This is a genomic window from Sorangium sp. So ce1335, from assembly GCF_051521615.1.
GTDB lineage: Bacteria > Myxococcota_A > Polyangia > Polyangiales > Polyangiaceae > Sorangium.
Genome location: NZ_CP150363.1, coordinates 8,409,361 through 8,433,745, shown reverse-complemented (window position 1 = coordinate 8,433,745; position 24,385 = coordinate 8,409,361). Strand labels below are relative to the sequence as shown.

Genomic DNA, 24,385 nt, shown 5'->3' with positions numbered 1-24,385 from the left:
GACCGCGCGCGCATGCCCCCCTATACCCCGCGGCGGCGCTCGCGACCGTCACGCCGGCAGCCCTCCGGTGCGCGACCCCCGGGGCGGCCCCGGCGGCAGGACGCCCACGTGCGCCTCGCGGGGGCGACGTGCGAGTGCGAAGGTCGCTTCGCGGCGGCGCGCTCGCGTCGCCAGAGTCGCTCGCGTCGCTCGCGTCTGCTGCGCTCCGGCGCGCCGCGTGTATCGCGGCTCATCGTGGCGAAGCGCGATCGTCGCGGCCCCGCGCTTTTTCGCGGCAGCGGCGCGCGGCGAGGAGATGGCTATTGCGTCGCCGGGGAGGGCTCGCAATGCTGCGCGCCTCATGGCGGCACGCAAGATCGCAATCAGCACGGGCGGAGGTGACGCGCCCGGGCTCAACGCTGTCATCCGGGCGGCCACGCTCGGCGCGCTCGAGCGCGGCTGGGAGGTCTGGGGCATCCGGCAGGGGTATCGCGGGTTGCTCGACGACTCTCCGGACGGGCTCATCCGGCTCGATCGCGAGCGCGTCCGGGGCATCGCGCACCTCGGGGGCACCATCCTGGGCACCGCGAACCGCGGCGATCCGTTCCACTACCCGATGCCGGGCGAGCACGGGCTCGTGCCGCGCGACAGGTCCGACGACCTCGTGCGGCGCTTCCGCGAGCGCGGGTTCGAGGCGCTGATCGCGGTGGGCGGCGACGGCTCGATGCGGATCGCGAACGAGCTCCTCCTGCGCGGGCTGCCGCGCGTCATCGGCGTGCCGAAGACGATCGACAACGACGTCTGCTGCACCGACATCACGTTCGGCTTCGACACGGCCGTCTCCATCGCGACCGAGGCGCTCGATCGGCTGCACACCACGACCGAGGCGCACGAGCGGATCATGGTCGTCGAGGTGATGGGGCGGCACGCGGGCTGGATCGCGCTCAACGCCGGGATCGCCGGCGGCGCCGACGCGATCCTGATCCCGGAGATCCCGTTCCGGTACGACGCGATCGCCGAGAAGATCCGCCTCCGCGAGTCGCGCGGCCGGCGCTTCTCCATCGTCGTGGCGGCGGAGGGGGCGTACTCGGAGGGCGGAGAGCTGACCATCAAGGACGCGGGCGACGCCTTCCGCCGCACCGCCGTCCTCGGGGGCGTGGCCGAGCGCGTCGCGAAGGAGCTCGCGGCCCGCACCGGCAAGGAGGCGCGCTCCATGGTGCTCGGCCACCTGCAGCGGGGCGGCGGGCCGACGACGGCGGACCGCTTGCTCGCGCTCCGCTTCGGCGCGGCCGCGGCGCGCTGCCTCGTCGAGGACTGCGGGAGCGGGATGGTCGCGCTGCGCGCGAACCGGATCGAGCTCGTCCCCCTCGCGGAGGTCGCCGGCAAGACGAAGACCGTGCCGCTCGACTCGGACACGGTCGTCACGGCCCGTGAGATCGGCCTGTGCTTCGGCGACGAGCCGCCCGGCCATTTCGCCGAGAGGTGATCCGCGAGCGCGCGCGTCGCGCCGCTGCCGCCGTCGTCCCCGCAAAACCCCCTCGGCCCGTCCGGTAGCGCACCTCGGACGGGGACCTCATCGCACCTCGCGTCATCGGCCGGACGGCCTGGGCGGCGCGACAAGCCTCGTGTTTGACACTCGTCGACGGGGGCCGATATCTTGGGTTCCCCTCCGAACCCGCGCACACCCCGGAACATGACGAAAGTCCTCGTATTTGAGAGCGATCCGGCGTTCGCCGGGGAGCTCCGCACGGAACTGGGCCGCCTCGGCTGCACCGTCCAGGTGGTCGATGACGGCAACGTCGGCTTGCAGGTCGCGGCGGCCGATCGCCCCGACCTCATCCTGCTGTCGATCGAGCTGCCGCGCATGAACGGCTTCTCGGTCTGCAACAAGCTCAAGAAGGACGCGCAGCTCAAGGACGTCCCGCTCGTCATCATGTCGAGCGAGTCGAGCGAGGAGACGTTCGAGCAGCACCGGAAGCTCAGGACGCGCGCGGAGGACTACATCCACAAGCCGATCGCGTTCGGCGAGCTCCTCGAGCACATCCGCAACTATGTCCCGCTCGACGGGGACGAAGCCGAGGCCGATCCGATCATGATCGACGAGGCCGAGGTGCTCGAGGCCGACATCGACGAGGACTCGGGGGACCCGACCATCATCACGGCGACCGTCGGCGCGAACGGCGCGCGAGGGAGCGGCGCGCCGCCGCCCCCACCGCCTGCGCGGCCGCCGTCCGCCGCGCCGCCGGCGCCGTCCGTCGCGCCGCCGGCGCCGTCCGTCGCGCCGCCGGCGCCGTCCGCCGCGCCGCCGGCGCCGTCCGTCGCGCCGCCGGCGCGGCCGCCGTCCGCCGCACCGCCGTCCGCCGCCAGGGAGCCGCGCCTCCGCGCGTCGAGCCCGCCGAGGCCTCTTCAGGGGACACCGGCGAGGTCGGAGCCCCCCAAGCCGGACGAGGACATCGAGGAGTTCATCGGCGGCGCGTTCACCCGGCTGATCCGCGACGAGGAGGAGCAGCGGACCGACGACGATCGGACGAAGGCCAGGTCCTCGGTCGTCCCGTCGACGCGGACGCCGGTGTCCACCGGGACGTCCCTGCCTGCTTCGGTGCCTCCGCCCGTGAGCTCGTCGCCGGTCGCCGCGTACCGCGCGCCGGTCTCGGAGCGCGGGGCGGCGTACCGCGCGCCGGTCTCGGAGCGCGGGGCGGCGTACCGCGCGCCGGTCTCGGAGCGCGGGGCGGCGTACCGCGCGCCCACCTCCGAGCCGGGGCGGATGACCCCTGCGCCGCCGGCGCCGCGCTCCGACGCCGATGCGGGCGAGATCGAGCGCCTTCGCGCCGAGCTGGACAGGTCCAAGGGCGAGATCGTCCGCCTCACCAAGGAGGTGGCCGCCGCGCGCGCGACCTCGATCCGCCTCGAGGGCGAGCTCTCCACGGCGAACGACGGCAGCCAGGAGGCGGCGCGCCTGCGGCGCGAGGTCGACGAGCTCAGGGCGAAGCTCGCGGCCGGCGGCACCGCCAGCAGGCCCGGCGGCGTGTCGAGCCGCGACTTCCTCGATCTGCGCGAGGCGCTGAACAAGAAGGACAAGGAGATCCTCGCCCTCCGCGACCAGATGTCGCGCAAGGACAAGGAGCTCCTCGAGCTCCGCGACCAGACGCTGTCGCTCGAGCGCGAGAAGGCCGATCAGGTCGACAAGATCCTCGAGCTCGAGCGCGCGAACGAGGATCTCGACGGGCAGGTCGCGTCGCTGCGCGCCGACAAGGACCTGGCGGCGAAGCGCGCCGACGATTTCAAGGCCCGCGCCGACAAGCTCCAGGGCCAGGTCGCCGCGCGCGACGCGGAGCTGTCGGCGGCGCGGCAGGCGCTGATGGCCGCGGAGGCCGCGCACACGGAGGCGCTCCGTGCCGCGGCGGACGAGAGGTCCCAGGCGATCGCCGCGGCCGAGGCGTCGGCGCAGCGCGACGTCGAGGAGCGCACGCAGGCCGAGCGGGAGCGGTTCGAGCAGGCGACCGCGGCGCACCGCGCGGAGATCGACCGGCTGAACGCCGAGCACGCCGCGCGTGCGGAGCAGCAGGCCGCGGAGCACCGCGCGGCCGTCGACCGGCTCGCCGGCGAGCACGCCGCGGCGATCGAGCGGCTGAGGGCCGAGTCGGCGGCGATCGCGGACGGCCTGCGGGCCGAGCACGCCGCGGCGCTGGACGCGCTGAAGGCAGAGCACGCCGCGGCGTCCGAGGCGGCGCGGCGTGAGCAGGAGGCCGCCGTCGAGGCGCTCCGGCGCGACAACGCCGCCGAGGTGGAGCGGCGCGACCGGGAGCACGCGTCCGCGCTGGAGGGCCTGCGGGCCGAGCACGCCGCGGCGCTGGACGCGGCGCGGGCCGAGCACGCCGCCGCGGTCGAGCGGCAGCAGGCGGAGCACGCGGCCGCGCTGCAGGCGGTGCGCGCCGAGCAGGTCGCCGCGAGCGAGCGGCAGCAGGCCGAGCACGCGGCGGCCGTCGAGGCGCTGCGGGGCGAGCACGCGGCGGCCGTCGAGGCGCTGCGGGGCGAGCACGCGGCGGCCGTCGAGGCGCTGCGGGGCGAGCACGCGGCGGCCGTCGAGGCGCTGCGGGGCGAGCACGCGGCGGCGACCGAGGCGCTGCGGAGCGAGCACGCGGGCGAGATCGAGCGGCGCGATCGCGATCACGTGAGCGCGCTGGACGGCCTCCGGGCCGAGCACGCGCGCGCCGTCGAGGCGCAGGCAGAGGAGCACGCGCGGGCGATCGAGCGTCAGTCCGCGGAGCACGCGGCGGTGGCCGCGCGCCAGGCGGAGGAGCACGCGCGGGCCATCGAGGCCGCGCGGGAGGACTTCGCGTCGCGGCTCGCGGCCCGCGAGCGCGAGCTCATCGAGGAGCGGGAGCAGGCCGTGCGCGCCGCCGAGCAGGCCCACGCGGCGCGGGTGGCCGAGCTCGAGGCGCGCGCCGCCGACCGGCAGGCCCAGGCCGAGGCGGCGCACGCGCAGGCGCTCGCCGACGCCCGCGCGGCGCACCAGGCCGAGCTCGCCGAGCGGGAGGCCGCCTGGGCGGCGCAGCGGCACGAGCTGGACGAGATCGCCCGGGGGGTCTCGACCGAGCTCGGGCAGGCGCGCAACCAGGTGGCGCACCTCGAGGCCCGCGTGCACGAGCTCGAGCAGCAGCTCGAGCAGCGCGCCGGCGAGCTCGCCGCCCGCGGCGAGGAGCGCGATCGCCTGCTGAGCGAGCTCGCCGAGCGGTCCCGCGCGCTCGACGAGGCGCGGGGCCGGCTCACCGAGGCCGAGCAGCGCGAGAGCGAGCTCGGCGCGCAGCTCTCGCACCGGACCGAGGAGCGCGACGCCCTGCGGCTGCACGGCGAGCAGCTCACCGAGCAGCTCGCCGCGGAGCGCGCCCGCCTCCAGAAGGCGCGCGCCAGGTGGGGCGACGACCGCGTCTCGCTGGAGCGCGCGCGCGAGGCGCTCGCCGCCGCGCTGTCCCAGATCGAGCAGGCCGAGGCGCTGTCGACCGAGTGAGCGCATGAGCCCGGCGGCGCTCCCCGGAAGGGCGTCGGGGGCGGTCAGCGCGAGAGCGCTGCCGCCCCGAAGAAGGCGTTGGCGGTCAGCGCGAGAGCGCTGCCGCCCCGAAGAAGGCGCTGGCGGTCAGCGCGAGAGCGCTGCCGCCCCGAAGAAGGCGCTGGCGGTCAGCGCGAGAGCGCTGCCGCCCCGAACGCCTCCGGGAGGAGCGCCGCCAGCGAGGTGATCCGCGGCGGCACGCCGGCGTCTCCGGCGGCGATGAGGCGGATCGGGAGATCCGCGGCGAACTCGGCGAGCGTCTGCCGGCACATGCCGCACGGGCTCCCGAGGACGGGCCCGCTCGTGGCGACGGTGAGCGCGATCGGATCGCGCTCGCCGGCGGCGACCATCTGCACGATGGCCGAGCGCTCCGCGCAGATGGCGAGCCCGTACGAGGCGTTCTCGACGTTGCAGCCGGCGAACACGCGGCCGGAGCGCACGAGGATCGCCGCGCCAACCCAGTAGCCCGAGTACGGCGCGTGCGCCCGCTCGCGGACCGCGAGGGCCGCCCGGTCGAGCGCATCCCAGTCGATCGCCGGCGCCGCGTCGGCCGCGGCGGGCGCCTCACCAGCGCCGTGCGGGGGGCGGCTCACGACGCCCCGCTCCCGGCCGCGACCTCGGCGCCCGCGCGGCGGACCCACGCCGAGAGCAGCGCCGTGAACCGGGCGCGCGCCTGCCTGGCGGTCTCCTCGACCTCCTTGTGATCGAGCTCCCGCTGGGTGAGCCCCGCCGCGAGGTTCGTGATGCACGAGACGGCCGCGGCGGGCACGCTCATGTGCCGCAGCGCGATGATCTCCGGCACCGTGCTCATCCCGACCGCGTCGGCCCCGAGCGCGCGCAGCATCCGGATCTCCGCGGGCGTCTCGTAGGTCGGACCGAGCAGCCCGGCGTAGACCCCCTCGCGCAGGCGGACGCCGGTCTCGCCCGCCGCCGCCCTCGCGAGCTCGAGCAACCGTGGATCGTGGGCGTACGTCATGTCGGGGAAGCGCTTGCCGAGCGCGTCGTCGTTCGGCCCGACGAGCGGGTTCGTCCCCATCAGGTTCAGGTGGTCGACGATCAACATGAGGTCGCCGGCGGCGAAGCTGTCATTGATGCCGCCGGCCGCGTTGGTCAGGAGCACGGCGCGGCAGCCGAGCCGCGCGAGCACGCGCACGCCGAAGACGACCTTCGCGAGCGGGTGCCCCTCGTAGAGGTGCGCGCGCCCCTGGAGGCAGGCGACGGGCACCTCGCCGACGCGGCCGGCGCACAGGAAGCCGGCGTGCCCCGCGACCGCCGGCCGCGGCATGCCGGGGATCGCCGCGTAGGGCACCTTCACGAGGTCCGAGAGCTCGTCGGCCCAGCCGCCGAGCCCTGACCCCAGCACCACACCGACGCGTGGAAGTACCGGAATTTGTTGGCGAATGAGGCGAGCAGCCTCGTCGAGCTCGGGGAGGATGGTCACCTCGCCAAGCTACCCCAGGGCGACGCGGGGGGTAAACGTCGCAGATGCACGGCTGGAACGCTCGTGGTAGGGTCGCCGCCCTTTCGGGGCAAGTGACGACGATGGGCACCAAGATCGAAGATTTCTTGAAGGAAAAGAAGATCGACCCGCGCCGCGTTCTCGCGGCATCGGCGAAGATCGAGCGGCTTCAGCCCGAGGATCGGGCGATCCGCCTGACCAAGCGGCTGGCGCGCGGCAGTGAGGACGCCGCGAAGAAGAAGGACGCTGCCGGCGCCAAGAAGCCGCGCAGCGGCCGTCCGGTGACGGACCGCACGCTGAGCGCCGCGCTGCAGGGCAAGCCGATCAGCGGCCCCGCGAAGACGCGCCTGCTGCGCGCGATCAACCGGGTCCTCGAGCAGAAGAAGCAGGAGAAGGTCGACCTGACGGCGATCTTCGACCTGCCGAAGAAGGGCGGCGCTGCGGCCGAGGGCGCCGAGGCCGCGGGCTGAGCCGACCGGACGATCCCGGACGGCACGTTCGAGCGCTGTGAATCCCCGGCTCGAGCGCGCGCTGGCCTGAGGCCGGAGCGGGCTCGAGCCGGGTCCTTTTTCCGGGGCTGAACCCGGCGCTATGCGCGATCCCGGCGACGGGAGCCCAGCTCGAGCAGATCGGCGGCGACGAGGGCCACGGTCAGCGACACGGCGATGAAGATCATGCGCCGAAGGTCGCGCCGATGTGCCACAAGGAACAACTTTTGTGCGTTTCCTGGCGCGACCGCCGCCCTGGCGAGGTCCGGGCGGCGCACGTTCGTGCGGCGGCGCCTGGATGATCCGGCGGCCCGGGGAACCGGATGAATGATCCGGCGGCCCGGGGAACCGGATGAATGATCCGGCGGCCCGGGGAACCGGATGAATGATCCGGCGGCCCGGCGCACCAGAGGTCTTCGTGCACTCCGTGGCGATCGAGACAGGGGCGTTGTGGGCGCACCTCTCGCGGTCGTTCTTCCCCCTCGCCTGGGGCGCGCCGGGTGGCCCTGGCGACGACCTGCCCGCCAGCGCCGCCGCGGTCGTCCGGGTCGCGCTCGACGCCGTGTTCGCGGGCGACGATCTCCTGCGCCGTCCCGTGATGGCCGTCCCGCCATCGAGCTCCATGAGCGCGGAGCGGGCGGGTAGGCTTCCGCCCGTGACCGAGCCCGACGACGTCGGCGAGTGGATCCGCCGCTTCCAGAGCGGCGACCCCACGGCCTTCGCCGAGATCTTCCGCCGTTACCGCCGCGACGTCGCGCGGCTCGTCTTCAGGATGCTGGGGCCGACCGCCGACGCCGAGGACGTGATCCAGGAGGTGTTCATCCAGGTGCACCGCAGCCTGGGCGACTTCCGGGGGAAATCGAAGTTCACGACGTGGCTCCACCGGGTGACGGTCAACGCCGTGCTGATGGCCCGACGCGCGGCGCGCAGCCGGCCGGTGTTCACCGGTGAGCCGAACGCGGATCACGAGGTCGACCACGGCATGCTCCCGGACGAGGACGCCGCGCGCGCCCGCAGGATCGACGCCTTCCGGAGGGTGCTGGAGCGCCTGCCCGAGAAGAAGCGGATCGTCTACGTCCTGCACGAGCTCGAGGGCATCGCGCCGACCGAGATCGCGGAGATCGTCGGCGCGCCGGTCCTGACGGTGCGGACGCGGCTGTTCTATGCCCGCCGCGAGATCGAGGAGATGATGCGCGGCGAGCCCGCGCTCGCCCAGCTCGCCGCCGAGCTGGCCGAGAGCGGCGCGGGGAAGGCGGACGGCGCCGGCGCGGCGGCGGCCCGCGCGCCAGTGTCTGTGGGGGGCGAAGCTGCGGGGTACCCCGCGGCGGATCGAGCGGCTGTCGACACGGAGGACATGTGAGCGGCGCAAAGCAGTACGAGCGGGCACGCGAGCACATGGAGCAGCTGCTCCGCGCCGAGGAGCCTCCGGAGCCACGCTGGGACGCCATCGAGCGCGAGCTGTTCGCGCGGATCGACAAGCCCGCGCCGGTCCGCCGCGCCGCGCCGCCCCAGCGCTCGCCGCTCGGGCGCGCGCTCGGGTTCGCCGCGGCCGCGGCGGCCATCGCGTTCGCGATCCTCGCGGCCGGGCGCTCCGCCCCGCCGGTCGCGGTGACGTCGGCGCCGCCGCGCGCCCGCGACCTCGCGGAGATCCCGCGGGCGCCCGGGGCCGCGGACGACCTGGACTTCCGCGCCCTCCGGCCCGGCGACTCCATCGAGACCGCGGCCCACGCGGTCTCCTTCGCCGACGTCGGCTCGGTGCGCTGGACGCTCCTGCCGAACAGCCGCGCCGTGGTGCGCGCCGTCGGCGCGGCCGGGATCGGCCACGTGATCGCGCTCGATCGAGGCTCGGTGCGCGCCGACGTCGTCACGCGCGCGCCCGAGGAGGGGCTCGTCGAGGCGTTCGCCGTCGAGGTCGACGGCACCCGCGTCGCGGTGCACGGCACGCTCTTCACGGTGACCCGCCTGGACGGGCGCGTGGAGGTCGACGTGGAGCACGGCACCGTCGCTGTCGGCCCGGCGGCGTACCGCGGCGCGACCACCGCGCGCCTCCTCGTCGGCCCGTCGCGCGGCACCTTCTCGCTCGACGGCGGCCGCGACGCCCGCCTGCTCCAGCGCCCTGCGGAGCAGGACAGCGCCCCCGCCGTCGCGTCCCCGGCGCCCGCGGGGCCGCCGGCTCCGCCCCCACCGGGGCCCGCCGGCGCGCATCCGCCGAGCGGATCTGCTGCGGTGGCGGCGGTCGCCGCGCAGGAAGCCGAGCCCCGAGCGCCCGCCGCGTCGTCGGTCGCCGAGCCGATCGCGCCGCCGCCCGCCGAACCGGCGCCGGCCGCCGCGGAGCCGGCCGCCGCGGAGTCGGCCGCCGCGGAGCCGGCCGCTGCGGAGCCGGCCGCTGCGGAGCCGGCGGCCGAGGCGCGGCAGGCGTCACCGCCGCCCGCGCTCACGCCCGCCTCGGTGCAGTCCCTCCTGTCGAGCTGTTTCGCGCGCGAGACCGCGGGCGGCCCGTCATCGATCCGCAGGTCGATCGTCTCGACGCTGCGCATCGCCGTGCGCCCCGACGGCAGCGTCGCCAGCGTGCGCTTCGATCCGCCGCTCCGTCCTGCGCTGCAGGCGTGCGCGGAGGGCCTCTACCGGGGGCGTTTCGCGGAGGGCCCGCGGCAGATCGAGATCCCGCTGACCATCGACGACTGAGCGCGGAGGGCCGCGTTACACAGCGCCGGCCGACGCGCCGAGATCAGCGCGAGCCGAGCAGCTCGGTCAGCGCGTGGGTCTCCCGCGCGCCCATGACCCCGAACTGCACCCCCATGCCTTCGGGGGTGGTCCACCGCACGATCGAAGAGATCACCGCAGGCTGCTTCAGGCCCGACAGGGACAGGAGCACCTCGATGCGCGCTCCGAAGGGGGCCGGCGAGGCGGTCTCGATGAACATCCCGCCGAGGCTGATGTCGCGGCATCTCGCATCGACGCGCGGGCCGTCGCCGATCCGGAATGCGATCGACAGCTCGACGGGCTTGCGCGGGTGCTTTCGGTGATCTTGCACATTCCTCCTTGGCCGGCTGCGCGGCGCTGACGTGGCGCGCGTGGGGTATTCTGAAGCGCAGAGGAGACGATCAATGTCGCGAGCCGAGAGCGTCGCTGTCAAGCGCCGGGAGCCGCGCGCGGCCCTGTCGATCGCGCCGCGCGCGCCGCGCTCGCCGCGTGATTGCGCACCCGCGCGCACCGATGGGGCCGCGCGCCGCGGATGGAAGCGGCACCTCGAGGGCTGGGAGCCGGGGCTCGTGGCCGTCTTCATCGCGGGCACCGCGGCGATCCTCGCGGTGCCCCGCCCGGTCGAGCCCGCCGAGCTGCCGTTGCCGCTCGCCGACGCGCGCGCGCTCGCTCGCTCGCGCGACGCGGACGTCGCGCGCGCCCGCGAGGCCGAGCGGCTCGGGCTCGACGCCGAGGTGCGCGCGCTCGGCTCCGCGATCCGCGCGTTCGGGCTCGTGGACGCCGACGCGGATCACACCGAGGCCGAGCTCCTCGCCGCGCGCAAGCGCGTGCTCGACGCCGTCGGCCCCGCGCTCGCCCAGGGCGAAGAGGCGGTGCTCCGGCTGCGCGCCTACCAGATGAGCTCGTTCGTCCGCGAGGTGCGTCGCTTCGAGGCGACGGGCGAGGAGTCCGACGAGCTCCGCGAGCTCGGCGGCAACTTCCTCGGGCTGCTCCGTCGCAGCGCCTGGATCGGGCGAGGGGAGGCGACGCCGCGCGGCGGCGCGGAGGCGCGCCGCGTCGCCATGGATGGCACCGTGCTCGGGGTGCTCTTCAAGAAGCGCTGGGGCGCGATCTCGGGCATCGAGCGAGGCCCCTTCGATCTCTCGCTCGACGAGGAGCGCGCGCTGTTCAAGTTCCTGCTCTCGCATCCCGTCGGCGCTCCGCGAGGCGCGCAGGACCTCGCGGCGCCCGCCGCCGGGGACGCGGCGGCGCGCCATGAGCCGGCGGCCGAGCCGGGGCCGCGCTCGCCCGCCGCGGCGCTCCGCGCGGCCGAGGCGCGGCGCGCGAAGGAGCAGTACCGCCTGAAGAAGATCGACGAGCTCGCCGCGCTCGACCCGTCCTATCCCGGGCACCTCGCCCGCGGCGTCGCGCTCTATCGGCTGGGGAGGTTCGCGCAGTCGGCGGACGCGTTCCGCAGCCACCTGGACCAGCACCCGGACGGGGCGCACACGCTGCGCGCGCAGAACTACCTGCGCGCGGCGATCGAGCGCGCGCGCGAGGAGCAGCTCTAGAGCGACAAACGGGTTGAACCCGCCGGAAACGAGCAGAACTTCGAACCGCCAAGACGCCAAGCCATTGTCTTCTTCTTGGCGTCCTTGGCGTCTTGGCGGTGGATTTTCTCGCTCGCTCAACGTGATTGATCTTTGTTCGAGCGCCGGATGCGACGCTGGGGTCCGGCGCAGAGGGCGCTACGGGCCCCGGCGCATCCCGCCAGGGCGGTAAGGGCGCCCGCTGATCCCCTTGGCCGGGTTGCCGTGCCCGCCGCGCCCGCGGCGCGTCTCCATCTCGTGCATGATCCCCTGCATCGCCGAGGGCTGCAGGAACCGGCGCGCGGCCGGGAAGATCTCCTGCTCCTCGCAGGTCACGTGGCGGTGGTACGCCGCGCGCAGGTCGTCGACGAGCTGGGGGAGCACCTCGGCCGCCCCGGCGCCGCCGTCCCGCTCGATCGCGGCGCGCAGCTCGTTGATGGCGCGCTGCTGCGCCTTGTGCTCCTGCCGGAGGCGTTCGAGCGTCGGCGCGAGCGCCTCGAGCACCGCGAGCCGCGGGAAGAGCGAGCGCTCCTCGTCCTCCTGGTGCCGGCTGATCGATCGCTCGAAGTAGGCCACGACGCTCGAGAGCCCCTCGAGCGCGGCGGCGCGCCCGCGAGGATCGCTGAGCGCGCGCGCGGCGCGCGCGATGTCGTTCAGGTTCTCCTCGAGGCTCCGGTGAGCGGCGGCGAGCTTCTCGAGCGGATCGTTCCGGTCATCGGGCATCAGGCGATGATCGGGCAAGAACGCGTGGGCGTGGGGACTTTTCTTCCCGGGACAGGCCCCGCGACGCCGCTCGCCGGCGGTGATCCTCCGACCCTCGCGTCATCTACCCAGCGCGGCGGACGACATCGCACCTCTCGCTCCGCCCGTCCGGCGCGCCGCCGGGTCGGCGACGCGCGGCGCTAGGGCAGGCTCGCGTTGCGGGGGACGTCGAGGTGCAGCTCGGGGGCCAGCATCTCGCGCGCGAGGTGCACCTCGAGCAGGTCGATGACGGGGCTCTTCGACACCGCCCGGAGCCGCTCGTCAGCGCTCGCGTCGCCGGCCGCCTTCCTGGCCATGGCCGTGTAAAATTGCGCCTCGACGCGTTGCGCCGCGCTCTGGGCGAGCTTGCCGAGATCCGCGTCGCTGATCCGGCCGTTCGCCCACGAGGCGAGCCTCCCCGTCCAGGTGGCGCGGCCCACCGAGCCTTCGAGCGCGTGGCCCGCGGTGCCGTCGGTCGCGACGCCGAGGGTCCGCTCCAGCAAGAGGACCCAGAGCCCGCCGTAGACGAGCTCGTCCTCGCCCACGTGCTCCTCGAGGCCGCGCTTCAGCGCCCGCCGCGCGCTGGGGAGGTCGCGCTGGACGAGCGCGCGCCCCACGGCGTCGAGCATCGCGGCGCCGAGCTCCGGCGGCTCGGCGGCCACCAGGGCGAACGCGCGCTCGTAGGCCCGGACCGCGCCCTTCTCGTCGCCGTAGCCGTCGAGGATGCGCCCGAGCAGCCGCTCGACGCGCGCCTTCGCGCCGGGATCCCGCGCGCGCTGCCGGGCGTCGAGCGCGGCGGCGAGCGCCGCGTCGAGCGACTCCTTGGCCCGCTCCTGCGTGCCCGCGTCGCGGTGGAGCTCGAAGGCGAGCAGGTGCGCCTGGATGACCTCGAGCGGCGAGGTGCGCGCGTCCGGCGCGCCCAGCGCCCGCCGCACGTCCTCCAGCGCGGCCTGGTGCTCGCCCGCCTGCCGCTCGGCCATCGCGAGCACCGTGAGCCCGTTGACCGTCGGCTCGGCCGCCGTCGCCGCGCGGAGCAGCGGCAGCGCGGCGGGGAGGTTGCCGGCGCGCAGCTCGAGCGACGCCATGAGCGACCGGACGCGCGCGCCCGAGGGGTCGAGCGCGGCGCCGCCGCGCGCCGCCCGATCGGCGAGCACGAGCAGCGGGGCCGCGGCGCTGTACGTGCGCCGGGCGGCCTCGAAGTCGTCGCTCGACGCCTCCACGGAGAGCGCGCTCAGCACGAGCCCCAGCGCGGACCCGAGCGCGCCGGGGGTCGGCCGATCGCCGAGCGCGCCGGCGAGGAGGAGCGGCGTCGCCTCGGACATGCCGAGGCGGATCATCACCTGCGAGAGGAGCGTGGCGCTGTCGTAGCTCAGCGGATCGCGGCGGTAGGCCTCGAGGGCCGTGCCCCAGACGGCGCCGTCGAGCAGGTCCTGCGAGATCCCCGTCTCGGCGTCGCGCTCCTGCGTCTCGTGGTGCGCGAAGGCCGCGGCGAGCGCCTGCCACGAGGCCGCGTCGTCGTCGGTCGCCGCCGCCTTGAGCCGCTCGTGGAGGCCGGGCGGGATCACCCGGCGCGCGCTCGTGCGGTCGATCTGCTCGATCGCGCCCTTGGCGTCCCCGTAGCGGAGGAACAGCGCGGCCATGCTCGCGCCGCCCGACTCCAGCGCGCGCGCGGCCTCGACCGCCTCCTCGCGCTCCGGCCGCTTCCCGCCTTGCCGGTACTCGATGTTGAACTCGATCGCCCGGTCGATCCACGCCGCCGTGGCGGCGGCGGCGCGCTGGAGCGACTCCGGGCGGCTGTCGATGAGGGCGCGCGCGACCGCCGCGCGCTGCTCCGTGCCGAGCTGCTCGAGCGGCCCGCCGGTGCGCGTGTCCTTCATCCAGCGCTCGAGCGCTGCGAGGTGCTCGTCGACCTCGGCGCGGGCCCGGCTGCCGCTCGGCAGCGCGGCGGCGCGGAGCTCCATCAGCGCGCGCACCCGCCCCTCGTCGCCGCGCGGGCTCAGCCGCTCGATCGCGCCGGCCAGCGCGCGCTCGCCCACCGCGTCGATCATCTCGGCGTGGCCCTCGCCGGGGCGGACGAGGTACAGCGCGCCGAGCACGCTGTCGAGGCCCCGCTCCTGCTGTCCGGCGTGGAAGCGCGCCGCGGCGTGCGCGAGCTGCCGGCGGACCACGCCGATCAGCAGGCCGGTGCGCTGCGGGCTCGGCTTGCCGTCGCGCACGATCGTGTAGAGGCTGCCGGAGAAATCGGCGTCGCGGACCTCGACCGCCGCGGCGCGACCCTCGGCCCCCGGCGGCCCTTTCGCCCCAGGCGATCCGGACGCCGCGCAGGCGATTGGGGAGATCGCGAGGGCGAGCGCGGCGAGCCCTCGAGCGAGACGGCGCCGGGGGAGCAAGGTCGGCAGCGACATTGCGGGGCAGTGTACACGGGTGACGCGTGAGCGCACCCCCCGGCGCTCCGCCTGCGGCGCTACCGCGAGCCCTCGCCGACCCTGCGGCCGAGCAGCTTGGACGCGAGCGTCTCGCCGAGCTCGCTCAGCATGAGCTGCTCGACGACCGACTCGGTCGCGGCGCGCTCCGCCTCGCTCGCGTACTGGAACTCGATGCCCATCCCCGCCGGGGCGTCCTCCGTCGCCTCGGCGGGCGTCACGATCCACTTCACCCGGCCGCGGAGGCGGAGCGGCTCGGCCAGGTTGCGGATCGAGAGGGCGAACACGAACTCGGTGCCGATCGCGAGCGGGCGATCGGTGCGGATGAACGTCCCGCCCTTCGAGATGTTGCGGGTGTAGTCGGCGAAGAACGTGTTGAGTCGCTTGTACTCCACGCTCAGCTCGATGGCGGCGCGCTGCGCTGAGCGGCGGTCAGTCTCCGTCACAAGGCCACCCTATCACGGCGCGCGCGAGCCAGAGTAAAGTCGCCGGCCATGGATCTCGGTGGTGCCAGGGACGCGCTCGCGCGCGGGCGGAGGAGGCTCGGCGCGCTCACGGACGGGGCGCTCGTCGCCGGGCGGGCGGTGACGCAGACAGGGGCCCTCGCCGCGCTGCGTTGGCCGGGGCTCAAGGTCCTCGCGCGCGAGCTCGCGCGCGGCAGGGCGAACCCGTCGCTCCTGTTCCGGTACCACGCCGAGAACAGCCCGCACCGGATCGCCGTGATCGAGCCGTCGAGCCTCGCGCGCCGCGGGGCCGAGGGCGGCGCGGCGGCCCCGGCCGAGGATCGGGTCTACTCGTTCTTCGCGCTGAACGAGATCATCGATCGGCTGGGCTACGCGCTCGACCGGCGCGGCGTCGGCCCGGGCACGACCGCGCTGCTCGCCGTCAAGAACCGCCCCGAGTTCGTGATGCTCCAGGTCGCGCTCGCCCGCGTCGGCGCGTCCGTCGTGACGGCCTCGTGGCGGTCGACCCCCGCGGAGCTCTCGTACATCGCCGGCCACTCCGGGGCGCGCCTGCTCGTGTTCGACGCCGACATCGCCGACGTTGTCCGCGAGGCCGCGCCGCGGCTCGAAGGCATCCCGCCCGAGGGCATGATCGCGGTCGGCGAGGGCGCGCCGGGCTTCGCGCGCCTCGACGAGCTGCTCGCGGAGCGCGGGGCCGCGCCGGATCGGAGCGAGCGCGCGGCCGTCGTGATGTACACGTCCGGCACGACCGGCAAGCCGAAGGGCGCGGTGCGCAACTTCGGCGGCGGGATCGCCGTGTCGGCCCTCGGGGCGATCGGCGCGACGCCGATGCGCGTCGGCGACGTGCACCTCGCCGTGTGCCCGCTCTACCACCTCACGGCGTTCGGCTTCGTGAACCTGTCGCTCATCCTCGGCGCGACGATCGTGATCCTCCCGGAGTTCGAGCCCGAGCTCTTCCTCGAGGCGATCCAGCGCTACCGCGTGACCACCACGGCGGTCGTCCCGACGATGCTCCATCGGGTGCTCGAGCTCGGCGAGGCGCGCGTCCGCGCGGTCGACACGTCGTCGCTCACCGCGATCTTCACGGGCGGCGCGCCGCTGCCGCCGGCGCTCGCGGCGGAGGCGATGGGGGTGCTCGGCGACAAGCTCTACAACTTCTACGGCGCGACGGAGACGGGCATCGTGACGATCGCGGGGCCCGAAGATCTGCGCGCGTCGCCGGGCACCATCGGGCGCCCCGTCGCGGGCAGCGAGCTGATGCTCGTCGGCGACGACGGGAAGCCGTGCCGGGACGGCGAGGTGGGCGAGCTCTACGTGAGGAGCCCCCTGCTCATCACCGGCTACCACCGCGATCCCGACGCCGCGCGCGCGTCGTCGCTGCACGGCTACTTCTCGGTCGGCGACCTCGCGCGCCGCGACGCGCGCGGCTGCTACCACATCGAGGGCCGCAAGCGGGACCTGATCATCTCGGGGGGCCTGAACGTGTACCCCGCCGAGGTGGAGGCGGTCCTCCACGATCACCCGGCGGTCGCCGAGGCCGCCGTGGTGGGCGTCCCCGATCGCGCGTGGGGGGAGCGCGTGCGCGCGTTCGTCGCCCTGCGCCCCGGGGCGGCCGCGAGCGAGGACGACATCAAGGCGCACTGCCGCGCGCAGCTCGCGGGCCCGAAGATCCCGCGCGAGGTCGTCTTCGTCGACGCGCTCCCGCGCAACCCGACGGGCAAGGTGATGAAGCGCGACCTCGCCGGACCCGAGGCGAAACCCGCGGGATGAGCGCCCCGGTAGCCGCTGTCCCGGGGGCGCGATCGATGCTATCTCGCTCGTCGTGCGGGATCCGTACGAAGTTCTGGGCGTCGAGCGTTCCTCGACGCAGGATGAAATCAAGAGCGCGTTCCGGCGGCTCGCCGCGCAGCACCACCCCGACAAGAACCCGGGTGATCAGGGGGCGCACGTCCGCTTCAAGGAGCTGAACGCGGCCTACCAGATCCTGAGCGATCCGCAGAAGCGCGCGGCGTTCGACAGGTTCGGCCCCGCCGCCGTCGGCGCCGCCGGCGGCTCGGGCTTCCAGGGCGTGCCCTTCGACATGCAGGACCTGAACCTCGACGCCATCTTCGGCGACCTGCTCGGCGCCCTCGGCATCCGGGTGGGCGACCGCGGGACGCTGCAGAAAGAGGTGCGGATCTCCTTCGAGGAGGCGGCGTTCGGCTGCACGAAGCAGATCACCTACGACCGCGTCGAGCCGTGCGGCGACTGCGCCGGCTCGGGCTCCGCGCCCGGCGCGTCGACCGAGCGGTGCGCGGCGTGCGCGGGCCGCGGCCGCGTCCGGATGCAACAGGGGATGTTCCCGATCGCGATCGAGCGGCCCTGCGGGCGGTGCCGCGGCACGGGCCGGATCGTGACCGATCCGTGCAAGACGTGCCGCGGCGCGGGCCTCGCGGCGAAGCAGAAGACGATCGAGGTGACGATCCCCCCGGGCGTGGAGAACGGCGCGACCCGGCTCGTGGAGCGCGGCGGCAACGCCGTGCGCGCCGATCGCGGGCCGGGCGACCTCGAGCTCACGATCCGCGTCTCGCCGCACGACTTCTTCCGCCGCGTCGGCGACGACGTCGTGTGCGCCGTGCCGATCTCGTTCGCGCGCGCGGCGCTCGGCGGCGAGCTGGAGATCCCGACGCTCGACGGCAAGGGCCGGCTGCGGATCCCCCCGGGCACGCAGCCCGGCTCGGTGCTGCGCATCAAGGGCAAGGGCATACCGCGCCGCGTCGTCGGCGGGCGCGGCGACCAGCTCGTCGAGGTGAGCGTCGAGGTGCCGACGCAGCTCACCGCGTCGCAGAAGGAGCTCATCTCCCAGCTCGCGAAGGAGCTCGGCGAGAACGTGCCGCCGCAGCAGGCCACCTTCATGGACAAGCTGAAGGGGCTGTTTGGTTGACCTGCCGCGCGGCCGCGGGCGATCCTCCAGATCCCGCTGAACGCCGAGGCACGAGCCCTGCCTCGGGCGCCTGAGCCGAGATGGCGACGGAGGCATCGGACATGGACAAGCCGAAGTTCATCGACGTCCTGAGCGACTCGACGGGAGAGACGGCGGAGAAGGCCGTCCGCGCCGCGCTGCTCCAGTACCCGGACGCCGGGGTGCAGATCCGCCTCCACACGCGGGTGCGCACGCCGGAGATCGCGCGGCCCGTGCTCGAGCGCGCGGCCAGGGAGGGCGCGCTCGTCGTGTTCACCGTGGTGAGCCCCGAGCTGCGCGAGTTCGTTCACGCCTCCACGGCCGAGCTGAACATCGAGGCGATCGATCTGATCGGGTCGCTGATCGTCCGGCTCGGCACCTTCCTCGACCGGGAGCCGATCAACCTGCCGAGCGCGATGCTGCCGCTGAGCGAGGAGTACTTCCGGCGGATCGAGGCGGTCGAGTTCGCGGTCAAGAGCGACGACGGCAAGGAGCCGCGGAACTTCAAGAAGGCGGACATCGTCCTGGTCGGCGTCTCCCGCACGTCGAAGACGCCGCTGTCGACGCTGCTCGCGCAGCGCGGCCTCAAGGTCGCGAACTACCCCCTGGTGCTCGGCGTGCCCCCGCCGGCCGAGCTGATGGAGGCCCCCCAGGACAGGATCGTGGGCCTCACCATCGGCATCGACCAGCTCTGCGCGATCCGGCAGGCGCGCCTGCGCCAGCTCGGGATGCCCGCGGAGACGAACTACGCGATGCGCGAGCACGTCCGGCAGGAGCTCGACTACGCGCGCCGGCTCTTCGACGCGCACCCGGACTGGCCGGTCGTCGACGTCACGGGGCGCGCGATCGAGGAGACGGCGGTGATCATCCTCGAGCACATGAAGGAGCGCGACGAGCGCGCGAAGGCGGCGCGCGCGACGCTGATGTGAGGCCGCGCCGCCGAGCGGGACGCGCGGCCGCGCCGCACGGCGCGCAGACACGGAGACGGCGTGTCCAGATGGGCGGGGGGCGTGTCCAGATGGGCGGGGGGCGTGTCCAGATGGGCGGGGGCGTGTCCAGATGGGCGGGGGGCGTGCCCAGATGGGCGGGGGGCGTGTCCAGATGGGCGGGGGGCGTGTCCAGATGGGCGGGGGGCGTGTCCAGATGGACGTGCGCCGGTCGCCGCCGCGCCCGGTCAGCGGGTGAGCGCCCGCGTCTCGCCCACGTCGAGGATCCAGAGCGCGTCGTCCGGGAGACCGCGCCCCTGCCAGCCGGCGCGCGCGCGCTCCGGCGGCTCGCCGGGAGGCTCGTCCGTCAGCCGGTAGGTGCCCCAGTGCATCGCCACGAGGCGGCGCGCGCCGAGCAGGAGGCTCGCCTCGATCGCCTCCTCCGGGCACATGTGCTGGGGCTGCATGAACCAGCGCGGGTCGTAGGCGCCGATCGGCAGCATCGCCCAGTCGATCGCGCCGGCGCGCCGGCCGATCTCCGCGAAGCCGTCGAAGAACGCGGTGTCGCCCGAGTGATAGGCGGTGCCCTCGTCGGCGCGCATCAGGTAGCCGCCCCAGAGCGCGTCGTTCCGGTCCCAGGGGAAGCGCATCGACCAGTGGCGCGCAGGGACCAGCGTGATCTCGACCCCGCCGACCGTGGTGACGCCCCACCAGTCGAGCTCGACGATCCGCTGCGCGCCCGCCTTGCGGAGGACCGCCTCGTGGCCGACGGGCGCGATGTAGAGCGGCGCGCCGCCGAGCCGGGACAACGTCCACGTGTCGAGGTGGTCGCGGTGGTTGTGGGTGATCAGGACCGCGTCGATGGGCGGCAGCTCGCCGAGCGGGATGCCCGGCGGCGCGAGGCGACGCAGCGGCCCGGGCCCGTCGCGGTAGACGGGGTCGATGAGCAGCCGCGCGCCGCCCAGCGTCACCAGGAAGGAGGCGTGGCCGATCCAGGTGAGCGACGGCGCGGCGCCCGCGACGAGCGCGCGGTCGTGGGGGCGCGCTGGTGTCGTGAACCCCCCGGGATCCTTGCGGTTCTTGCCGGCGATGGCGTCGACGACCTTCCAGCGGAGGATGTCGGCCGGGCCGCGGCGCGGCTGCGTCGCGAGGTGATCGAAGCGTCCCATGAGCGGCGATCGTACCTGCCGGGCGCGCCGCCGGTCAGCTCACGATCTTGAGGGCGCGGCCGACGAGGACCTCGTTGTGGCTGCCGGTCCTGTAGCCGCCGAGGTCGAGCGTGACGTAACGGAAGCCGTGCCGCTTGCCGGCGGCCACGATCTCGGCGCGGATCGGCGGATCGGCGGCGCGCGCGAGCTCGCCCGCGTCGAGCTCGATGCGCGCGAGGTCGTCGTGGTAGCGGACGCGGACCTGGCGGAACCCGAGGCCGCGCAGGGCGGCCTCGAAGCCGCCGATCTGCGCGAGCCGCTCGCGCGTGACGCTGGTCCCGTAGGGGATGCGGCTGGAGAGGCACGCGGCGGCCGGCTTGTCCCAGATGGGCAGGCCGACGCGCGCCGCGCCGGCGCGCACGTCGGCCTTGCTGAAGCCGAGCTCGACGAGGGGGCTCAGCACGCCCGCCTCCCGCGCCGCCTCAAGGCCGGGGCGGTAGTCGCCGAGGTCGTCGGTGTTCGTGCCGTTCAGGATCGCCGCGAGGCCCCACTCGGACCGCTTGTGCGCGGCGATCCGGTAGAGCTCGCTCTTGCAATGGAAGCAGCGGTCGGGGTTGTTCGCCACGTAGCGCGGGTCGTCGATCTCGGACGACTCGACGAGCCGGTGGTCGGCGCCGATCAGGCGGGCGATCGCCGTCGCCTCTTCCCTCTCCGCCGGCGCGAGGCTCGGCGAGACAGCGGTCATCCCGACGGCGCTCGGGCCGAGCTCCTGGTGGGCGACCGCGAGGACGAAGGCGCTGTCGACCCCGCCGGAGTAGCAGACGAGGACGGAGCCGAGCTCGCGGAGGCGATCGCGGAGCCGGGCGAGCTTGAGGTCGATGGGCGAGCCCTCGGGGGCGGGCGACGACGCGGGCATGGCGACGGTTCCTTTACCACACGCCGCCTGGCGCGCCGGTCGGCCCCTCGCCCGCGGGCCCCCGCGGTCCGCTCCCGTGGGGGGCCGTCTGGTTCCGCCTGCTTCCGGGGGCTTCCGCCAGGTTACTTGCGGTTCGAGCGCGGGTTCTGACACGCTGCAGGGCGAGATGGACTCGAAGAGGAAGCAGGCAGGACGCACCGCCCTGCCGTTCGCTGTCGCGGCGGCGCTCGCGGTCGCCGCGCACGCTGGCCAGGGGTGCGGAGACAACCGGCTGCCGCCGCGGGACCTGCCGCGCGCCGACGAGCAGCGCCCGCTCCCGCGCTGGTACCCCGAGAAGCCCTGGTCGGAGCAGGGCGGGGAGAGCCAGGTCTACATCGAGGGCAAGATCGTCTTCGACACGAACAAGGCGGTGATCCGGCCGGGCAGCGAGAAGACGCTGGAGACGCTGCTCCAGTTCCTCAAGGAGCACCCCGAGGTGACGCGGCTGCGGATCGAGGGGCACACCGACGCGCAGGCGAGCGAGGAGCTCAACCAGGACCTCAGCGCGAAGCGCGCCCTCGCGGTCGCCGACTGGCTCGTCGATCGCGGGATCGACAACCTCCGGCTGATCGCGGTCGGCTTCGGCGAGTCGCGCCCGCTCGGGCCCAACGAGATCGCGGCAGGGCGCAGCGAGAACCGCCGGGTCGAGTTCCACGTGGCCGAGGTGAACGGGCGCCCCTTCCTCGGGCAGGATCCGTACGCGGGCGGCCTCGCGCTGGAGGTGCTGAGCCTGGAGGAGCGCAAGCTGCGCGCGGAGCAGGCCGCGCTGCCGAAGGCGCCGCCGCCCCGCAGGGGCTTCGTGGCGACGGGCGACGAGATCAGGCCGGTGCAGGTCAAGCCGCGCGCCGAGCCGGGGCCCGAGGGCCAGCCCCCGGCGCCGAGCGCGCCGGCCAGCGACGGCGCGCCCGCGAAGGGCGGCGCGTCGCCCGCCGGCGGGGGCTGAGCGCCCTCAAGGCGCGGGCGCCGGCGGGGGCTGAGCGCCCTCAGGGCGCGGGCGCCGGCGGGGGCCGAGCGCCCTCAGGGCGCGGGCGCCGGCGGGGGCCGAGCGCCCTCAGGGCGCGAGGTGCCGCGCGCGCGGCGACCGCGTGCGGTACCGATCCAGGAGCGCGAGCGTCGCCTCGAGCGAGGCGCCGTAGGGGAGCACGTTGCCCTTCGGCGTGGCGTACTCGAGGTAGAGGTTGTCGTCCGTGGACACGATCGGCCCGCCGTCCTCGGCCGCGTCGGCGATGAGCCTGTCGAGGTCCTCGCCGGAGGCGACGAGGTCGTCGAAGAGGTCCGCGAGCCGCGCGCCGGCGAGCGTCGCCTGGAGCGCCGGGCGCGCGGCGAGCGCGTCGAGGCGCGCCTCCGAGGCGACGAGCGGCGCGCCGCTGGCGACCAGGATGCCCTGCGCGCCGCCGACGAACAGCGCGACGTGCGGGAAGGCGCTGCGCATCGTCCGCACCACGACGGCGAGCTCGCGCCGCCGGATGTGGTGGAGCTGCACCCACTGCTGGAGGACGCCGCCCTCGGCGAGCCGGGACCGGGCGAGCTCGTAGAACTCGCGGCTGTAGAGGCTCGCCGCGCCCGCGAACCAGACGCTGGTGAGCTCGATCGCGATGAGGTCGTAGCGGCGCTGCGCGACGAGCAGCTCGTTCCGGCCGTCGTTCAGCGACAGGCGCACGCGGGGGTCGTCGAGCGCGTTCAGGCTCGGGCCCGCGAAGAAGCGACGAGAGGCCTCGACGATGGCGGGCGAGATCTCGGCGACGTCGATGCGCTCGAAGGGGTAGGCGGCGATGGTGCCGGTCGTCGTGCCGGTGCCGAGGCCGATGACGAGCGCGGCGCGCGGGTCGCGGACGAAGAGCGACGGGAAGTGCGCGAACCGCCGCTGCGCCGTCATCTCGGGGCCGTCGTCGCCCTGGAACTTGCCGTTCGTGTACATGGTCGTGACGCCGTCGCGGTGCGCGACCGTGGTGACGCCGCCGTGCACGTCCTCGCGCACGAAATCGATGCGATCGGGGCGCGGGCCCATGGCGAAGTAGACGTTCGCGCCGCTCGTGAGGCGCGCCATGTCCCAGCGGGGCGAGAGCGCGGCGAGCGCGGCCGCGGCGCCGGCGATGGCGAGGGCGCGGGGGAGCTCGGCGCGCGCGCGCGTGGCGGCCACGACGGCGGTGAGGGCGAAGGCGAGCGCGATCGCGAGCAGGGCGCGCTCCGACCCGAGCGCCGGCAGGATCAGGTAGCCGGTGACGATGGAGCCGGCGATCGTGCCGAGGGTGTTCGCGGAGGTGAGCCGGCCGACGCGCGCGGCCACGTCGGCGTGCGCGGCGGCGCGCGCGAGGAGCAGGGGGAAGGTGGTGCCCATGCACAGCGTGGGCAGCGCGAGGATCGCGAGCGCGGCGAGCGCGCGGCACGCCTCGCGGCCGGCCCAGCTGTCGACGTGCTTGCCGGCGAAGGCGAAGAGGCGCGGGAGCTGGTCCCAGAGCGGGATGGTGGCCGCGAGCGAGAGGGCCGTGGAGACGAGCCCGCGCCAGAGCGCGCCCTCGCCGTGGCGGCGCGCGAGGGCCGTCGAGCGCGCGGCGCCGGCCGCGAGGCAGACGAGGAAGACGGCCAGCATCAGCCCGAAGGCGTAGGCGCTGTTGCCGATGAGCAGGGCGAGCAGGTGCGTCTCGACCACCTCGGCGGCGAAGACGAGGAACCCCGAGGCGAACGCGAGCGGGAGCAGGAACGACGGCTCGGCGCGGCCGGCGAGGGCGGGGACAAGGGCGGCCGGGGAGCGCGCTTCATCCGGAGAGCGCGCCTCGGGGGAGCGCGCCGGCGCGGCGTCGGCGGACACGTCGGGCGCGGCGACGGCGGAGGCGCCGGGCGCGGCCGCCGGGCCGCGGAGGCCGGCGGCGATCGCGACGGCGCCGAGGGCGAGGTTGGCGATCGCCGCGGACCAGAGCGCGCCGCGGATGCCGAGGTGCGGGAGGACGACGTAGGCGCCCGCGAGCGCGCCGGCGGCGCCGCCGGCCGTGTTGATGGCGTAGAGCGCGGCGAGGCGGCGCGCGGCGTCCTGGTCCCTGGGGGGCGCGCCGCCGTCCGGCGCGGGGCCGGCGCGGAGGATGCGCGAGAGCACCGGGAGCGTGGCGCCCATCGCGACCGTGGGGACGACGACGACGAGGGCCGTCAGCGCGGCGCGCGCCGCGGTGAGCAGCGCCAGCGAGTCGGGCGCGGCGCGGGCGACGGCCACGTAGGCCGAGGTCAGCGCCTCGAACAGGAACGGCGACACGGCGCAGATGGCGCCGACGATCACCTCGAGCGCGCCGTAGACGACGAGCGGGCGGCGGGCGGAAGCGGCGTGGCGGCCGCCGAGGTGCGCGCCGAGGGCGAGGCCGCCCATGAAGGCGGCGAGGACCGTGCTCACGGCATAGGCGGTGGCGCCGAAGACGTAGGCGAGCAGCTTGGAGAAGGCGACCTCGTAGAGGAGGCCGGTGGCGCCGGAGACGAAGAACAGGGCGACCACGAGCGGGAAGCGGGAGCGCACGGGCGCGCACGCTAGTACAGGCGCGGCAGGAGGAGGCACGTCGG

At 75.1% G+C, this 24,385-nt stretch carries 19 protein-coding genes; 10 read left to right on the top strand and 9 right to left on the bottom strand.

The genetic code is table 11. The annotated features are described in order from the left end of the window. Nucleotides 1-340 precede the first annotated feature (340 nt). Both WMF24_RS31115 and WMF24_RS31110 read left to right on the top strand, forming a co-directional pair. Nucleotides 341-1,465, top strand: coding sequence for a 6-phosphofructokinase (locus WMF24_RS31115; RefSeq protein ID WP_437731050.1), 1,125 nt, complete (start codon nucleotides 341-343; stop codon nucleotides 1,463-1,465). A gap of 207 nt (nucleotides 1,466-1,672) precedes the next feature. Beyond that, nucleotides 1,673-4,987 (top strand): response regulator, encoded by a 3,315-nt coding sequence (locus WMF24_RS31110; protein ID WP_437731049.1) that lies wholly within the window; start codon nucleotides 1,673-1,675, stop codon nucleotides 4,985-4,987. Between the two features lie 167 nt (nucleotides 4,988-5,154). Here WMF24_RS31110 and WMF24_RS31105 read toward each other — a convergent pair whose 3' ends face one another. Beyond that, nucleotides 5,155-5,619, bottom strand: coding sequence for a cytidine deaminase (locus WMF24_RS31105; protein ID WP_437731048.1), 465 nt, complete (start codon nucleotides 5,617-5,619; stop codon nucleotides 5,155-5,157). Next, on the bottom strand, nucleotides 5,616-6,467 hold the full coding sequence (locus WMF24_RS31100; RefSeq protein WP_437731047.1) for a purine-nucleoside phosphorylase: 852 nt from the start codon (nucleotides 6,465-6,467) through the stop codon (nucleotides 5,616-5,618). Before WMF24_RS31100 ends, WMF24_RS31105 begins: the two co-directional genes overlap by 4 nt. Nucleotides 6,468-6,568: 101 nt before the next feature. Between WMF24_RS31100 and WMF24_RS31095 the strand changes: the two genes are divergently transcribed. The 3 genes from WMF24_RS31095 to WMF24_RS31085 all read left to right on the top strand — a co-directional run bounded on the left by WMF24_RS31095 (nucleotide 6,569) and on the right by WMF24_RS31085 (nucleotide 9,658). After that, nucleotides 6,569-6,955, top strand: a complete 387-nt coding sequence (locus tag WMF24_RS31095; RefSeq protein ID WP_437731046.1) for a hypothetical protein — start codon at nucleotides 6,569-6,571, stop codon at nucleotides 6,953-6,955. Nucleotides 6,956-7,391: 436 nt separating this feature from the next. Further along, entirely contained in the window at nucleotides 7,392-8,333 is a 942-nt protein-coding gene (locus WMF24_RS31090; protein ID WP_437731045.1) for an RNA polymerase sigma factor, read from the top strand. After that, entirely contained in the window at nucleotides 8,330-9,658 is a 1,329-nt protein-coding gene (locus tag WMF24_RS31085) for a FecR family protein (RefSeq protein ID WP_437731044.1), read from the top strand. Before WMF24_RS31090 ends, WMF24_RS31085 begins: the two co-directional genes overlap by 4 nt. A gap of 43 nt (nucleotides 9,659-9,701) precedes the next feature. Here WMF24_RS31085 and WMF24_RS31080 read toward each other — a convergent pair whose 3' ends face one another. After that, nucleotides 9,702-10,007 carry a PilZ domain-containing protein gene (locus WMF24_RS31080; RefSeq protein ID WP_437731043.1) on the bottom strand — a complete coding sequence of 102 codons (306 nt, stop codon included), beginning with the start codon at nucleotides 10,005-10,007 and terminating at the stop codon, nucleotides 9,702-9,704. A gap of 73 nt (nucleotides 10,008-10,080) precedes the next feature. Between WMF24_RS31080 and WMF24_RS31075 the strand changes: the two genes are divergently transcribed. Further along, complete coding sequence (locus WMF24_RS31075) at nucleotides 10,081-11,226, top strand: hypothetical protein (protein ID WP_437731042.1); 1,146 nt, start codon at nucleotides 10,081-10,083, stop codon at nucleotides 11,224-11,226. 177 nt (nucleotides 11,227-11,403) lie between these two features. Here WMF24_RS31075 and WMF24_RS31070 read toward each other — a convergent pair whose 3' ends face one another. The 3 genes from WMF24_RS31070 to WMF24_RS31060 all read right to left on the bottom strand — a co-directional run bounded on the left by WMF24_RS31070 (nucleotide 11,404) and on the right by WMF24_RS31060 (nucleotide 14,854). Then, nucleotides 11,404-11,967, bottom strand: a complete 564-nt coding sequence (locus WMF24_RS31070; protein WP_437731041.1) for a hemerythrin domain-containing protein — start codon at nucleotides 11,965-11,967, stop codon at nucleotides 11,404-11,406. Nucleotides 11,968-12,146: 179 nt separating this feature from the next. Beyond that, entirely contained in the window at nucleotides 12,147-14,390 is a 2,244-nt protein-coding gene (locus tag WMF24_RS31065; RefSeq protein WP_437731040.1) for a hypothetical protein, read from the bottom strand. A 59-nt stretch (nucleotides 14,391-14,449) separates the two neighbouring features. Beyond that, entirely contained in the window at nucleotides 14,450-14,854 is a 405-nt protein-coding gene (locus tag WMF24_RS31060) for a PilZ domain-containing protein (RefSeq protein WP_437731039.1), read from the bottom strand. 48 nt (nucleotides 14,855-14,902) lie between these two features. On the opposite strand from WMF24_RS31060, the gene WMF24_RS31055 reads away from it, so the two are divergent. The 3 genes from WMF24_RS31055 to WMF24_RS31045 all read left to right on the top strand — a co-directional run bounded on the left by WMF24_RS31055 (nucleotide 14,903) and on the right by WMF24_RS31045 (nucleotide 18,742). Then, nucleotides 14,903-16,642, top strand: coding sequence for a class I adenylate-forming enzyme family protein (locus WMF24_RS31055; protein WP_437731038.1), 1,740 nt, complete (start codon nucleotides 14,903-14,905; stop codon nucleotides 16,640-16,642). 52 nt (nucleotides 16,643-16,694) lie between these two features. Continuing rightward, nucleotides 16,695-17,795: a molecular chaperone DnaJ gene (dnaJ, locus tag WMF24_RS31050; RefSeq protein ID WP_437731037.1), complete on the top strand. Its 1,101-nt coding sequence runs from the start codon at nucleotides 16,695-16,697 to the stop codon at nucleotides 17,793-17,795. 101 nt (nucleotides 17,796-17,896) lie between these two features. Further along, nucleotides 17,897-18,742, top strand: coding sequence for a pyruvate, water dikinase regulatory protein (locus WMF24_RS31045; protein ID WP_437731036.1), 846 nt, complete (start codon nucleotides 17,897-17,899; stop codon nucleotides 18,740-18,742). A gap of 245 nt (nucleotides 18,743-18,987) precedes the next feature. Here the strand turns inward: WMF24_RS31045 and WMF24_RS31040 are convergent, their stop codons facing one another. Further along, nucleotides 18,988-19,908: an MBL fold metallo-hydrolase gene (locus tag WMF24_RS31040; protein ID WP_437731035.1), complete on the bottom strand. Its 921-nt coding sequence runs from the start codon at nucleotides 19,906-19,908 to the stop codon at nucleotides 18,988-18,990. Nucleotides 19,909-19,942: 34 nt separating this feature from the next. Further along, the gene (gene larE / locus WMF24_RS31035) at nucleotides 19,943-20,803 is read right to left on the bottom strand and encodes an ATP-dependent sacrificial sulfur transferase LarE (RefSeq protein WP_437731034.1); all 861 of its coding nucleotides are present in this window, start codon (nucleotides 20,801-20,803) and stop codon (nucleotides 19,943-19,945) included. A 166-nt stretch (nucleotides 20,804-20,969) separates the two neighbouring features. Between larE and WMF24_RS31030 the strand changes: the two genes are divergently transcribed. Continuing rightward, entirely contained in the window at nucleotides 20,970-21,785 is an 816-nt protein-coding gene (locus tag WMF24_RS31030; RefSeq protein ID WP_437731033.1) for an OmpA family protein, read from the top strand. Nucleotides 21,786-21,893: 108 nt separating this feature from the next. Here WMF24_RS31030 and WMF24_RS31025 read toward each other — a convergent pair whose 3' ends face one another. After that, the gene (locus WMF24_RS31025) at nucleotides 21,894-24,341 is read right to left on the bottom strand and encodes a fused MFS/spermidine synthase (protein ID WP_437731032.1); all 2,448 of its coding nucleotides are present in this window, start codon (nucleotides 24,339-24,341) and stop codon (nucleotides 21,894-21,896) included. Nucleotides 24,342-24,385: the final 44 nt, after the last annotated feature.